The sequence below is a fragment of the Streptomyces sp. NRRL F-525 genome (genome assembly GCF_000716605.1).
Taxonomy (GTDB): Bacteria; Actinomycetota; Actinomycetes; order Streptomycetales; family Streptomycetaceae; genus Streptomyces.
Genome location: NZ_JNXE01000004.1, coordinates 226,077 through 239,670 on the forward strand (window position 1 = coordinate 226,077; position 13,594 = coordinate 239,670).

The window sequence follows — 13,594 nt, forward strand, 5'->3', positions numbered from 1 at the left end:
GCGCCGCGTACACGTCTGTGGAAAAAAGGAGGAGGCTTTGTGTAGGGGGAGGCGCACACCATGGTGGACGTGCAGTTGCTCGGGCCGGTGGAACTGTCGGCGGAGGGGCGCGCGGTGGAGGTGGGCCCGCCCCAACGCCGCACCGTGATGGCCGCGTTGGCCGTGGACGTCGGCCGGCCCGTCGCCGTCGACGTGGTCATCGAGCGGGTCTGGGGGCCGCATGCGCCGGACGGTGCGCGTGGCGCGGTGCACGCCCATGTCGCCCGGATACGGCGGATGTGCGAGCAGGCCGCCGAGACCGCGCGCGAACCCTTATTGGTGGTGCGCCGCTCCGGCGGATACCTGCTGGAGGCCCGCCCGGACCAGGTGGACGTGTACCGGTTCCGGCAGTTGGCCGACCAGGCGCGGGCGGCGGGACCGGCCGAAGCCGCGCGGGCGGTACTGCTGCGCGAGGCACTCGACCTGTGGCGCGGGGAGCCGCTGTCCGGGCTGAACGGCGAGTGGGCGGCCCGCATGCGCGAGGCCTGGCGGCGCCAGCACCAGGACGCGGCCGTCGGCTGGGCCCGCGCGGAACTGCGCCACGGTGAACCCGCGTCCCTCATCGGCCCGTTGACCGGCCTGCTCGGCGAGTACCCGCTCGCGGAACCCCTCGCCGAAGCCCTGATGCGGGCCCTGCACGAGACCGGCCGCAGCGCGGAGGCACTGGACTGCTACGCCGCCGTCCGCAAGCGCCTGGCCGAGGAGCTGGGCACGGACACGGGACCGGCCCTGCGCCAGCTCCACCAGTCCATCCTGCGCGGCCACCGCCCAGCGTCGGCCCCGCGCCCCGAACCGTCGGCGGTGATACGACAGCCCCAGCCATCGGCGGTGCCCCGGCGGACCGAGTCGTCGGAGGTACTGCGACAGACCGAGCTACCCGCTCAACTCCCCATGTCCATAAGGGGATTCACCGGCCGTGACGGCGAACTCGCGCGCCTCGCCGCGATCCTCGCCTCGGCCGACGGAGAGTCCGCCGCCGTGGTCATCTCGGCGGTGTCGGGCATGGCGGGCGTGGGGAAGACCGCCCTCGCCGTGCACTGGGCGCGGAGGGTCGAAAGCGCCTTCCCCGACGGGCAGTTGTATGTGAACCTGCGAGGCTTCGACCCGCAGGGGTCGGTGGTGCAGCCGACCGAGGCCGTACGCGGGTTCCTGGACGCGCTCGGGGTGCGGCCGGAGCGCGTGCCGCCGGGTCTTGAGGCCCAAGTCGGGCTGTACCGCAGCCTGTTGACGGGGCGTCGGATGATGGTCGTCCTCGACAACGCCCGTGACGAGGAGCAGGTCCGCCCGCTGCTGCCGGGCGCCGTCGGCTGCATGGCGCTGGTGACCAGCCGCAACCGGCTGACCGGGCTGGCCGCGACCGAGGGCGCCCACCTGCTCGCGGTGGACCCGCTGACACCGGCCGCCGCACGGGACGTCCTCGCGGAACGGCTCGGGGCGGGCCGGGTCGCGGCCGAACCGGCGGCGGTCGCCGACGTCGTCACCTGGTGCGCGGGACTGCCCCTCGCGCTGGCCGTGGTCTCGGCCCGCGCCGCCGCGCAACCGCACCGCCCCCTGGGGACACTCGCGGAGGAACTCCGGGAAGCGGGCGGCCGGTTGGACGCGCTGGACGGCGGCGAGGAGTCCAGCCAGGTACGGGCGGTGTTCTCCTGGTCCTACAGCGCGCTCAGCCCCGCCGCGGCCCGGCTGTTCCGCCTGCTGGCACTGCACCCGGGACCCGGCCTGGACCAGCGCGCGGCCGCCGCGCTGGCCGGGACACCGCCCGAGCGCGTCCGGCCGCTGCTGGCCGAACTGACCGGCGGCCACTTGCTGGTTGAGCACGCCCCGGGGCGGTACGCCTTCCACGATCTGCTGCGCGTGTACGCCGGGGAACTCGTGACCGCGTACGACGACGAGTGGGAACGCCGGTCGGCGGTGCACCGGATGATGGACCACTACCTGCACTCCGCGCGGGCGGCCGACGTGCTGGTGACCCCGCAGCCCAATCCGGTGGAGTCGCCCGCGCCCAGACCCGGCGCGAACGCGGTCGGGTTCGAGGACTACGGTGGTGCGCTCGCCTGGCTCGTCGCGGAACACCCGGTGCTGCTGGCCCTGGTGCGCCAGGCCCGGCCCGGCTTCGACGCGCACGTGTGGCGGCTGGTCACCGTACTGACCACCTTCCTGGACCGGCACGGATACTGGCAGGCGCTGCTGACCGCCGGGCACCGCGCGCTGGCGGCGGCCGAGCGGCAGGGAGATCTGGCAGGCCGGGCGGGCGCCCATCGCGGACTGGGCCTGGCCCTGGACCGGTTGAAGTGCCCGGAACCGGCCCGGGAGCACTATCTGCGGGCCCTCGAACTCTTCGCCGCGGTCGGCAGCGACGCTGGCCAGGCCCGCACCCATCAGCACCTCTCGCGGATGTCGGGCGTCCAGGGAAACGCCGGACTCGCCCTGGAACACGCCTACCGGAGCCTGGAGCACTACCGGGCCGCGGGCGACCGGGCGGGACAGGCCGCCGCGCTGAACCACATCGGCTGGCGGCAGGCGCACCTCGGCGACCACCTTCGCGCCCTCGCGCACTGTGAGCAGGCCCTCGAACTCGCCCAGGCGGCCGGTGACGTGGACGGCCAGGCCCACATCTCCGACAGCCTCGGCTACATCCACCACCAACTGGGCGGCTATCAGCAGGCAGTTGACCGGTACCGGCAGGCGGCCCAGTTGTTCCACGCCACCGGGGAACGTCACAGCGAGGCCGCCTGTCTGACCTGCCTCGGCGACAGCCATCGCAGCGCGGGCCAGTCCGGCGCGGCCCACGAGGTGTGGACCCGCGCGCTCGCCCTGACCGCCGAACTCGGCCTGCCTGACGACGATCCCGTCCGCGCCGGGTTGCGGGAGCGGGTCGGGGACGGTCCCTTGCCGTAGCGGATGGGGCTCAACTGCTGGGCACGGTGGCCGAGTTCGTCACGGGGGCTTCGGCTCGCGGCCTGAGACGGCGGCTGAGGGCGATCCCCGCGGCCGTGCAGGCACAGGTCAGCCACCAGGTGGAGTGCCAGTCACCGGTACGGGTGGCCAGCCACGCGGCGGCGGTGGGGCCGACGAAACTGCCCGCGTTGAAGAGCTGTTGGATCAGGCCCATGGTGGCGGGAGCGGAACCGCCGACCGGCGTCAGCTCACCGATCATGCGGAGCAAGGCCGCCGGTATCGCACCGCCGGTCAGCGAGAAGACCGCGACGCACACGAACTGCCAAGCGGTACCTGCCGGGAGGGCGTGCCAGTCGACGGCGAACGCCAGCACGGACGTGCCGGCCATGAGGACGAACGCGGGGACGATGAGCGCGCGGGTCGGCAGGCCGCGCTTCATGAGCGCCGCCGTGGCGATCGAACCGACGGCGTTCGCCGCACCGACCACCGCACTGAGCACACCCGGCCAACTGCCCGTCATCCCGCCGTCGCGGTAGATCGTGGGCAGGAATCCGACCACCGCCATCCACGGCAGGGTGTAGCAGGCGAACACGAGACCGGCCGTCCAGGGGGCCGGTGCCCGGACGGTACGGCCGATACGGGCGAGGGCGTTTGCCGCGCCCCGCACACCACCCGCGTCGTCCCGGGGAACCCGGGCCAGGACCCACGGCAACGGCAGCAGCGCGATCACGGCCATGCCCCACCACCACGCCCGCCAGGGCATCACCTGGAGGGCCAGCGCGCCGACGATGAGCCCGGCGAAGGTGGAGATGCCCTGGTAGGCGCCCCAGAACCCCATGGCCGTGGTGAAGCGGGCGGGCGGTGCCATGCGCCGGATCAGCCCGGGGCCGGTCACCGCCACCAGGATGAAACCGGCCCCCTCGACCGCCCGCGAGGCAAGGAGCGGCGCCGCCGACCAGGCGAATCCACCGCCCGCCGAACCGATGAACAGCAGCACCAGCCCCGCGCTCAGACAGCGTCGCTCACCGATCAGCTCGGCCAGCAGCGAGACGGCAAGTCCCCCGAGCATCCCGGCCAGTTGGACGATCCCGAGGAGGGTCCCGGCCTGGACGAGGCTCAGCGAGAGGTCGTGCCGTAGGAACGGGAGCGCCGGCGGGACCTTCCAGACCTGAAGCCCGGCGGCGATCCCGGCGACGACGATGACGATCCAGGAACTACCGGTGCCGGAAGGAGGTGTCTTCGAGGCCATGGCGGGCGGTCCTTCAGCAGGGCGGAGGTGTGAACGGCCCATCAGGTTGACCACATGCCGGGGCATCAGCGCAATACAAGCTCAGAGAGCTGCGACAGATGCTCAGCTCAATGACCATCTGGTGGCAGAATGCTCACCATGACGCTGATGGACTCCTTGGACGCCCGGATCGTCCTGGCCCTGGACGACGACCCGGACGCGACGATCCTCGCCCTCGCTCAGACGCTGGGCGTGGCCCGGAACACCGTTCACGCGCGGCTGCGCAGGATGGCCGCCGAGGGCGTACTCAAACCCGTGAGCCGACGCGTCGACCCCGCCGCCCTCGGGTACGGCCTGGTGGCGTTCATGTCGCTCGCGGTGAGCCAGGCCGAGCCCGAGAGCGTCCACGAGGGACTGCTCGACCTCCCCGAGGTCATCGAGGTGCACTACACCACCGGCGACGCCGACCTCCTCGCCCATGTCGTCGCCAAGGACACCGCGGACCTGCACCGCGTCACCAAAGCGATCCTCGCCATCGACGGGGTGGACCGGACCAGCACCGCCATCTCCCTGGCCGAGGTCATCCCGTACCGGCCCCGGGCCCTTCTGCACCGCCTGGCGAGAGGGCGAGCCACCTAGAGGTCCAGCTCCAGCACCGGGGAGTCGCAGCGGCTCACGCAGATCATCATCGTGGTGGCGGTGGGGCGTTCGGACGGATCGATCACCGTGTCGCGGTGGTCCGGGACCCCGGCCGTGACCGGTGTCTCGCAGGTACCGCAGTAGCCCTCCTCGCAGGAGTACGGCACGTCCGGGAGCTTCTCCCGGATGACGTCCAGCACGGTACGGTCGGCGGGCACGGTCAGCCGTAGGCCGGAACGGCTGAGGACCACCTCGAACTCCCCGCTCGTGACGTCCAGTTGATCCGGGATCGCGTCGGTGGCCGCGATGAAGCGTTCCAGGTGCGGTGACCGCGCCGGGGCAGCCGTACGGCACAGGGTCGTCACCGCGTCGAGCATCGGCTGGGGGCCGCAGGCGTAGACGGCGTGCGTGGGCGGGGTGGCGGCGAGTTCGGCGGCCAGGTCCGGGAGGCCTGCCTCGTCCTGCGGCACGAGCAGCACGCGGTCGCCGCCCAACGCCACCAACTCCTCCGCATACACGAGCCGGGACCGGTCGCGGGCGCCGAGGAGCAGCCGCCAGGGCAGGCCGCGAGTGGTGAGTTCGCGGGCCATCGGCAGCAGCGGGGTGACGCCGATGCCGCCGGCCAGCAGCAGATAGCCCGGCGCGGGAACCAGCGGGAAACGGTTGACCGGTCCTCGAACCTCCAACTCCCTCCCCACCAGGCCGGTTTCATGGATCTCCCGCGAGCCGCCGCGACCCTCGGGCGCGCGGTGCACGGCGATCGTCCACGCCTCGGTGTCCGTCACCTCCCCGCAGAGCGAGTAGGTCCGACGCAGTCCCGAGGGCAGGGCCAACTCCACGTGGGCGCCCGGCTCCCAGGTCGGCAGGGTGCCGCCGGTGGGTCTGGTCAGCCGGAGTTCCAGCACGTCGTGGGCGATCCAGCGGGCCTGACGGACCAGGAGCCGTTGTGTCGCGGCACCGGGGGAGCCGAGGTCAGAAGACACGGAAGTACTCCCGCTGTTCCCAGTCGGTCACCTCTTGGCTGAAGCGATCGATCTCGGCTCGTTTGATGCTCGTGTAGTACGCCACGAAGTCCTTGCCAAGCCGGTCGGCGAGCATGCGGTCGGACTCCAGCGCGTCGAGGGCCTCGCCGAGTGAGCGGGGGAGCGGTTCGGCGCGGGCCGCGTAGGGCTCGTCGGCAGCCGGTCCGGGTTCCAGGCCGCCCGCCACGCCCTCCAGTCCGGCGGCGAGTTGGGAGGCGAGGTAGAGGTAGGGATTGGCGGCCGGTTCGCCGATCCGGTTCTCCAGACGGGTCGATGACGGTCCGTCACCCAGCACCCGCACCATCGCCCCGCGGTTGTCGCGCCCCCACACCGCACGGTCCGGTGCCAACGACAGTGACCGAAAACGCTTGAAACCATTGAGTGTTGGCGTCGAGAACGCACTCGTGGCCCGCGCGTGCCGCAGCAGCCCGCCGAGAAACGCCGTCCCGTACGGCGACAACGGCGGCCCGGACGTGGTGAGTTCGCCGCCCTCCGGCGCGAAGACACCCACCCCGTCCCGCAGCACGCTCTGGTGCAGATGCCAGCCGCTGGAGAAGACGCCGGGCAGATGGGGGCGGCACATGAAGGTGGCGTGGTGGCCGTGGCGGGCGGCGACCTGTTTGACGGCGCTGCGCAGCAGGACCATCGCGTCGGCCGTGCCCAGGCCGTCAGCGGGTTGGAGCGTCAACTCGACCTGGCTCGGGCCGAATTCCACCTCCAGGCTGCGCAGCGGGAGGCCCAGGCCCTCGATGTTTGAGCGCAGGATGTCGAGGATCGGGTCGAGTTCGTCGTAGCGGAGTTCGCTGAGGTACTGGTAGCCGTGGTTGAGCATGCCGACCTCGGGCGCGGCGCCGGGCTGGCCCTGGTCGCCGGGGCCCAGGCGCGGATCGTCGAGCCGGAAGAGGTGGAACTCCACCTCCAGGCCGGTGCGGTAGGTCAGCCCGTCGGCCTGGTCGAGGACCGAGCGCAGCAGTCCGCGCGTGCACAGCGGGACCGGCGCGCCGGTGGTGAAGCGGAGGTCGCACAGCAGCCAGCCCGTGCCCGGCGACCACGGGAGCATCCGGAAGGTCAGCGGGTCGGGCACCATCACCATGTCGGCGGCGCCCCGCAGTTCGGGCAGCCCGAGCGGCGTCTCCTTGGTGAACAGCGGGAACACGGTCCGACCCGAGGTGTCCTTGGCGAGCAGGGACGAGGCGATGCCGGTCCCGTCGCGCAGCACGTTGGGCAGTTCGCCCATGGTGACGGTCTTGCCGCGCAGCAGACCGTGCTGGTCGGCGAAGACCAGCCGGACCACCGTCATCCCGCCGCTCTCGGCGCGCTCGCCCATCTCCCGTGCGGCGGCGGCCTGTTCGGCGTTCCACAGGCCGTGCCGTTCGATGAATCCCACGCGGCTCAGCCGTCCGTTCCCAGCGGCCGCGCCCAACTGCTGTCGGCGCGCTGCTTGTCGGTGATGGCCGTCCAGTGCTCCAGCCAGCCCTCGGTGGGGCCGATCCCGTCGAGGGCGACCGGCCCGTGCAGCCGCCCCGCCTCCTCGGCGGGCAGCACCAGCGGCGGGTCCTCGCCGCGCTCGACGGCGCTGATGGCCTCTCCGAGCATCCGGCGGTACATCACGATGGCCTTGTCGGAGCGGCCCAGATGCTCGCGGGTGCGGTCCTGGACGGACCCCTGACCCTCCACCGCCCACTGGTCGTGCACGTTGATGTCGAAGCCGAGCCCGGTGTACGTCGTCGTGCGCTGTTCCGCCGGGTCGTAGCCGTAGCCGTTCGCGCGGCCGAAGCGCGGCCGGTAGTCGGGCAGGGTGACCGCGCCGACCCGCTGCCGGCGCATCTCCGCCTGGTCCACCGGGCCGCCGACGCTGGTGAACAGGGCATACCAGTAACTGGAGTTGTCGTCGATCGGCACATGCCACTGGGTGATCGCCGTCTCCGCGTCCAGCGGGATGTGGAAGGCGTGTGGGAACACCTGGTGGGTGATGCGGACATGGGTACGGCTGCCGTCCATCGGCCGGCCCTGGGTGTCCGTGCCGTCGAGCGTGCGCCGGGCTGTGAGGCGGATGCCGTACGGGGTGCGGGTCGCGTCGATGTCGGGGCGGCCGTACTCGCGCAGGATCTTCGTCATCGGGAGGTCGGTGCCCTGGGAGGCGGCGCGGAACTGTTTGCCGTAGCTGTCGGCGGGGTCCTCGTCCTGGAAGAAGCGGTGGAGGTAGGAGGCGTGGGCGGGGTCGATGCCGACCTCCAGGGCCTGGAGCCAGTTGCACTCCAGCAGGCCCTTCCAGGCGAAGGCGTGGTCGGCGGGTGCCTGGAAGCAGTCCAGGGCGGGGAGTTGGGGCGGTTCGCCGGGGCCGAGATAGCCCCAGATGATGCCGTTGATCTCGCGGACCGGGTAACTTCCCAGCCGGACACGGGACTTGAGCGGACTGTCGACGGGCTCGGCGGGTGTGTCGAGACAGGAGCCGTCACGGGCGAACAGCCACCCGTGGAAGCAGCAGCGCAGTCCGCCGTCCTCCAGGCGGCCGAGCGCCAGGTCGGCGCCGCGGTGTGGGCAGCCGCGGTCGACGAGACCGAGTTCGCCGTGCTCGTCGCGGAACAGGACCAGGTTCTGGCCCATCACCTTGGGCGCCACCAGCGGCCGTACGCCGTCGAGTTCCTCGCTGAGGGCGATCGGCTGCCAGTAGCGGCGCATCCACTCACCGGCCGGGGTACCGGGCCCGGTCCGGGTGAGCCGTGTGTTCTCTTCCTCGCGCATGGGTCGCCTTTCGGGGGAGGGGAGGCGCGGTCAGCCGCAGCAGTGGTCCGGGGCCGAAGGGCTCGGCGTGTGGCAGGAGTTGGGGGCGGGTACGTCCAGCGCCGGGTTGCGGTCGAAGAAGCCGTCCGGCTCCAGCCGTAGCCGCGCCTTGGCGACCGGCATCACCGGCCACTCCTCGGGACGTGGGAAGTGGTGCGAGCCGACCGTGGCCCAGAGCACGAGGTCCGTGCCGTCCAACGACCGGTTCTCCTCCTGCCATTTGTGCACGCCGTCCGCGCCCGGTTCGGCCTGGTTGGGGTACTCGCCGCCGACGAAACGCCGGTCCGCGTCGTAGGCCGTGGCCCACAACTGCCGTCCCACGAACGGGGCTCGGCGCGCGCACACGCTGTCCTCGCGCACCGGCAGCACCGCCGTGTTCTCCAAGTGCACGCGATACGCGGTCGGTTCACCCATCCGGTTGCGGGACTCGGTGCTCTCCACCCGCCAGTGCAGCGCGCGGGACGGATCGGTGCGCCGGGCGCCCTCCGCCTCGCTGAGGATCGGACGCAGCACGGTCCGGGCCGCGTTGCCGTACGGGTCGAGCACGGGGTCGGGCTCGTGCTCGGCGGTGACCTCCACCAGCCGGTTGGGATCGCCGTCGACCGCCATGTCGAGGCGGACGCTGAAGAAGTGCTGGTGGTTGGTGACCGCGACGTTCGGCGCGACCCGGCGCGCGTACGGCGTCGCCTCGTCCTCCTCGACGCCGGTGGCGGACAGGATGCCGGTCATCTTGATCTCCAGCATCACCGAACCGTCCTGGTACAGCGACCAGTAGAAGCCGTAGTCGTAGTTGGCGACGGTCGCGAACGCCGAGATGATCAGCCGGCGCGAACGGCGCACCTCCGTACGGCCGGTGCGGCCGTCGTGGTGCTTCCAGAGGATGCCGTCGTCCTCCTCGTGCACACAGACCGCGTTGGGGATGAGGCGGGGGACGCCGTCGCCGCCGAGCACCGCCGCGTCGAAGTACTGGATGACACCGAGGCAATCGCAGCCCAGGGCAAGGGAGTTGGTGAGCGGGCCCGCGCCGTACTCGCCCCAATCGAAGAAGTTCTTCCGGTACTGGGTGGACGCCGTGTCGAAGTACGGGACGTACATCTCGTTGACGGCCGCACGCCGGATCACCTGACGCGGACCCTTCCCGGCCGCGGCGAAGGCGAGGTCGTGCAGCACGAGCCCCTCGCGATGGCTGAAGCCGACCCGGACGGACCACCCCTGCCAGTCGATCCGCTGCCCGGTGACGGTGAAACTCGGCCCCTCCGGCTGGACGACCTCCAGCGGCTTCAGCCCCGGCCGCTCGTCGACCGTCCCGGCCGCGAACACGCCCGACTCCTCCGACAGCGGCACCACCCCGTGATCCTCGATGTGCAGGATCTCCATGGTCTCCATGTCGATGATCGGCACCACGCCCTGCACCGGACGGGCGTAACCGTTGTCGTCCTCGGAGGTCCGGTGCCAGACGCTGCCCCAGGTCAGCCGACGCCCCGCGTACTCGGGTGGCTCGAAGCCGCCGATCGACTCCGGGTCCACCATCACCAGCGACACGTCGTGGATTCCGCGCAGCGCCAGCGCCTCCCGGAAACGCGGGTCCGCCCGACAGGCCGCAGCCGCTTGCCGTGCCTCCTCGGAGGAACAGCCCGGGCTGCGTACGTCCAACTCCCGCCAGGCGGTGGTCTGCGGCTTGTCGCCGAGTTCGAGATCGACCTCGAAGGCATGACGAGCGGAGGCGGAGAACACGACCGCGCGGGCCCGCCGCGCGTCCCCGGGCGCGGCCCGCCGGGCATGGTCCTCGTCCAGCGCCACGCCCCAGAAGCGCGCGTCGTCGGGGACCCGGGTGTCGGCTCTCAACACCCGTACGGCCGTGGCCAGTTCGGTGACGGTGAGCGGGTCCAGCGGGTGGGGTGCGTCGGCCGGTACGGGTTCGGGGGCGAGAGTGCTCACTGCGGGTTTCCTTCCAAAGTGGTGCCGCCGTCGGCGCGCGGATCGGAGGCGCCGTCCAGCCGACCGCCGACGGACAGTCGTACGGCCTGGGTGTGACCGGCCAGATCGGTACGGCCCGGCGCCACGACGACCGGAACCGAGGACGGGAACGCGCCCGCCGGGACGGACCCGGGCTCGGCCAACAGGGTCTGCGTCTCGTGGCCGATGTCGCGGGCGCCGACCACCCAGCGCGGCCGGTCGAGGACGGCGGCCGGATCGACGGCCGGGTTCATCAGGTCGGGCACGGTCTGGGCGAGGATCTGCGGCTGCGCCCGACCGCCCTGGCAGCCGGCCGCGAGCAGCAGTTCGGTGGACCGGCCGAGTACGGGGCACAGGGTGTGCGGGGGCCGTAGGCCAGGGCCGATGAGGGCCGGATGGCCGGGCAGCAGGCTGAACGCCGAGCCGCGGTTGTGCAGGACGATGCCCGTCTCCGGTTCGCAGATGCCGGAGCCGAAGGTCTGGTAGACGCTCTGGATCAGCGAGACGGCCAGCCCGGACGCGTCTACGGCGGTGATCGCGACGGTGTCCCCGGCGGGCCGGAAGGACGGCTCGGGCGGTCGCGCACCCGCGAGCGGAGCCGGGCGCAGCAGCCCGTCCAGGTCGATGGGCGAGGGGCCGAGCGGATCGCCGAGCAGCAAGTCCCGTGCTGCGGAGGCGTCTTGGCAGCGAGCGGCCAGCGCGCCGGTACGCTCCGGCTCGGGCAGCTTCGCCACCGAGGCAGCGGTCTCCAGTACGGCCAGCAGGCTCGCCCCCTGGCTCGGCGGCGGCGCGGTCCACCAACGGGTTCCGGCCACGTCCAGCGTCAACGGCTCGACGCTCTCCGCCTGATGGGCCGCGAGATCGCTCGCGGTGAGTGAACTCCCGGCCCGGCGCAGGCCGTTCGCCAACGCCTCGGCGACCGCGCCCCGGTAGAAGGACCACGGATCGGCGGCCAGTGTCCGTAGTACGGCGGCCAGTTGGGGCTGGGGGAGCGGGTCACCCTCGTCGAGGGGTGCGCCGTCGGGGCCGGTCAGTAACGCGGTGAGCCCGGGGTCCGCGCCGATTTGCGGGGCCCGCTCACGGATGGCGCGCGCCAGACCCGCCGACACGGTGGCTCCGTCCTCGGCCAGGTCGGCGGCGTCCCGCAGCGCCTCGGCCAGGGCACCTGGCGTGCCGTAGGTCTCGGCCAGCGCGGCCCAGCCCGCCACCACACCGGGCACGGTCACCGTCTGCGGCCCCTGCACGGGCATCCGCTCGTCGGCCGCGCGCAGTGCCTCGACGTCTACGGCCTGTGCGGCGGCCCCCGCCGAGACCACCGCGCGCACCGCACCGCCGGGGGCGTGCACGAGCGCGATCAAGTCACCGCCCAGGGAACACTGGTGGGGGTAGACGACGGTGAGGGCGGCGGCCGCCGCGAGCGCCGCGTCCACGGCGTTGCCGCCTCGCCCGGCCGCGCGGCGGGCCGCCGCCAGCGCCGCCGGGTGCGGTGCGGCCAGGATCAGCGGGGAGCCGGCTGTCATGCCGCGTCCCTCGGGAGGAGCACGGTGCGGGAGGGGGCGGCTTCGGCACCCTGGAGGGGCAGGGGGAGGGAGAGCATGTCGTAGACCCCGGCCGGTGCGTGGAGGAGGTCGACGACCTCCAGGATCAACACCTCGGCGGCGCACAGGAGTTGGTGGGTCTCCCAGTGGGTGGTGTAGGCGACGGCCTCGATGCTCAGATAGTCGATGCCCGCGGTGCGCACCCCGGCCTCGATGAGGCGTTCCGCGCCGTCCGGGGCCAGTCCGACCCACTCGCGGGCCTTCCAGGGGCTGCGCAGGACGCCCTCGGAGTTGCTGGTGCGCAGCAGTACGCGTTCCTCGGTGCCGAGGCCGGCCGCGTCGAGGTCGGCGGCGGTGATCTGCTCCTTGACGTGGGTGAGGTCCAGTACCCGAGCGGTTCCGTTGAGGGCGGTCAGGTCGAGCCTGTCCACCGTCTTGCCGCCGTCGATGAAGTGGGCCGGGGCGTCGATGTGGGTGCCGGTGTGGGCGCCGATACGCCAGCGGCTGACGTTGGAGGGATCGCCGGCGGTTCGGGACTCGACGATCTCCACCTCGGGGCGGCGGCCCCAGTGGAGCATGCCGGGATGGATGGGAACGGACACGTCGATCGCCTTCGCGAAGTCCAGATTCATGCGGCCCTCCTATTGGATGCGGATATCATGGAAGTGGATCCAAAAATGAGCGAGCTGTCGAGTGGCTGAGGTCGCCCTCGGCCGCATGGGAAACTGCTCCACCACCGCGCAGCCCCCGACCGCCCCCGAGAAGGGTTTGACCGACTCCGATGACGCCTGAGACTGACGAGAGTCCCCTCGTTGACGACATCGCGGCCCGCATCCGCGCGCGGATCATGAACGGCGAGCTGGCGATCGGCAAACCGCTGCGCCAAGCCGCGCTGGCCACCGAGTTCGGCGTCAGCCGCACACCGGTGCGCGAGGCGCTGCGCCAGCTGCAGAACGGCGGGCTGATCGAGATGCAGCCGAACCGCGGCGCGGTGGTGCGGGTGCCCGCGCCCTGGGAGGTGCGCCAGGCCTACGAGGTGCGGGCCGAGCTGGAGGGAATGGCCGCCCGGCGCGCCGCTTCCCGGATCACCGAGCGCGGACTCGCCGCGCTGCGCGAGCACAACGCGGTGCTCTGCGAGGCGGTGGCGCGGGCCGAGGACGAGGTGAGGGACGCGGGCGGACTCACCACCACGGCCGCCAACGACTGTTTCCACACGGTCATCTGCGAAGCGGCCGACAATCCCTGGCTGACCCGGATGATCGACCGGATCAACGAGAGTTTCCCGCGCAACGTGTCCTCGCTCGCCCTCGCCGGCGACGAACGCCACCGGCAGCTGAACATCCGTCAGCACGAGGCGGTGATCGAGGCGTTGGCCGCGCACGACGCCGACCATGCCGACGCGTTGATGCGCGAGCACGTCATCAGTTCCGGCGAGCATCTGACGGCCTGGTACGAGCGCCGTTCCCAGACCGTCTTCCACGGCTGAGCGG

General features: G+C 72.2%; 10 protein-coding genes. 3 read left to right on the forward strand and 7 right to left on the reverse strand.

Annotation, left to right across the window (positions count from 1 at the left end; genetic code table 11):
• The first annotated feature begins 60 nt into the window (after positions 1-60).
• Complete coding sequence (locus tag OO69_RS08160; RefSeq protein ID WP_051800844.1) at positions 61-2,937, forward strand: AfsR/SARP family transcriptional regulator; 2,877 nt, start codon at positions 61-63, stop codon at positions 2,935-2,937.
• A gap of 10 nt (positions 2,938-2,947) precedes the next feature.
• On the opposite strand, the gene OO69_RS08165 is transcribed toward OO69_RS08160, so the two are convergent.
• On the reverse strand, positions 2,948-4,186 hold the full coding sequence (locus OO69_RS08165) for a CynX/NimT family MFS transporter (protein ID WP_051800845.1): 1,239 nt from the start codon (positions 4,184-4,186) through the stop codon (positions 2,948-2,950).
• 138 nt (positions 4,187-4,324) lie between these two features.
• On the opposite strand from OO69_RS08165, the gene OO69_RS08170 reads away from it, so the two are divergent.
• Positions 4,325-4,804 (forward strand): Lrp/AsnC family transcriptional regulator, encoded by a 480-nt coding sequence (locus OO69_RS08170; protein WP_033279931.1) that lies wholly within the window; start codon positions 4,325-4,327, stop codon positions 4,802-4,804.
• Here OO69_RS08170 and OO69_RS08175 read toward each other — a convergent pair.
• Genes OO69_RS08175 through OO69_RS08200 form a run of 6 tightly spaced genes read right to left on the reverse strand, consistent with a single transcriptional unit; the run spans position 4,801 to position 12,736 of the window.
• On the reverse strand, positions 4,801-5,787 hold the full coding sequence (locus tag OO69_RS08175; protein ID WP_033279780.1) for a PDR/VanB family oxidoreductase: 987 nt from the start codon (positions 5,785-5,787) through the stop codon (positions 4,801-4,803). The genes OO69_RS08170 and OO69_RS08175 overlap by 4 nt on opposite strands.
• The gene (locus OO69_RS08180) at positions 5,777-7,213 is read right to left on the reverse strand and encodes a glutamine synthetase family protein (protein WP_033279781.1); all 1,437 of its coding nucleotides are present in this window, start codon (positions 7,211-7,213) and stop codon (positions 5,777-5,779) included. The genes OO69_RS08175 and OO69_RS08180 overlap by 11 nt, the downstream gene beginning before the upstream one ends.
• 5 nt (positions 7,214-7,218) lie before the next feature.
• Complete coding sequence (locus tag OO69_RS08185) at positions 7,219-8,571, reverse strand: aromatic ring-hydroxylating dioxygenase subunit alpha (protein ID WP_033279782.1); 1,353 nt, start codon at positions 8,569-8,571, stop codon at positions 7,219-7,221.
• Between the two features lie 30 nt (positions 8,572-8,601).
• On the reverse strand, positions 8,602-10,548 hold the full coding sequence (locus OO69_RS08190) for a primary-amine oxidase (RefSeq protein ID WP_033279783.1): 1,947 nt from the start codon (positions 10,546-10,548) through the stop codon (positions 8,602-8,604).
• Positions 10,545-12,086 carry a gamma-glutamyltransferase gene (locus tag OO69_RS08195; protein WP_033279784.1) on the reverse strand — a complete coding sequence of 514 codons (1,542 nt, stop codon included), beginning with the start codon at positions 12,084-12,086 and terminating at the stop codon, positions 10,545-10,547. The genes OO69_RS08190 and OO69_RS08195 overlap by 4 nt, the downstream gene beginning before the upstream one ends.
• Positions 12,083-12,736: a cyclase family protein gene (locus OO69_RS08200; protein WP_033279785.1), complete on the reverse strand. Its 654-nt coding sequence runs from the start codon at positions 12,734-12,736 to the stop codon at positions 12,083-12,085. Before OO69_RS08200 ends, OO69_RS08195 begins: the two co-directional genes overlap by 4 nt.
• A gap of 149 nt (positions 12,737-12,885) precedes the next feature.
• Between OO69_RS08200 and OO69_RS08205 the strand changes: the two genes are divergently transcribed.
• Entirely contained in the window at positions 12,886-13,590 is a 705-nt protein-coding gene (locus OO69_RS08205; RefSeq protein WP_033279786.1) for a GntR family transcriptional regulator, read from the forward strand.
• Positions 13,591-13,594 lie beyond the last annotated feature (4 nt).

Excerpts from the sequence above, each read along its gene's own strand:
- OO69_RS08185 (WP_033279782.1), bottom strand. The coding sequence starts at position 8,571 with ATGCGCGAGGAAGAGAACACACGGCTCACCCGGACCGGGCCCGGTACC.
- OO69_RS08170 (WP_033279931.1), top strand. The coding sequence starts at position 4,325 with ATGACGCTGATGGACTCCTTGGACGCCCGGATCGTCCTGGCCCTGGAC.
- OO69_RS08200 (WP_033279785.1), bottom strand. The coding sequence starts at position 12,736 with ATGAATCTGGACTTCGCGAAGGCGATCGACGTGTCCGTTCCCATCCAT.
- OO69_RS08160 (WP_051800844.1), top strand. The coding sequence starts at position 61 with ATGGTGGACGTGCAGTTGCTCGGGCCGGTGGAACTGTCGGCGGAGGGG.
- OO69_RS08205 (WP_033279786.1), top strand. The coding sequence starts at position 12,886 with ATGACGCCTGAGACTGACGAGAGTCCCCTCGTTGACGACATCGCGGCC.
- OO69_RS08165 (WP_051800845.1), bottom strand. The coding sequence starts at position 4,186 with ATGGCCTCGAAGACACCTCCTTCCGGCACCGGTAGTTCCTGGATCGTC.
- OO69_RS08195 (WP_033279784.1), bottom strand. The coding sequence starts at position 12,086 with ATGACAGCCGGCTCCCCGCTGATCCTGGCCGCACCGCACCCGGCGGCG.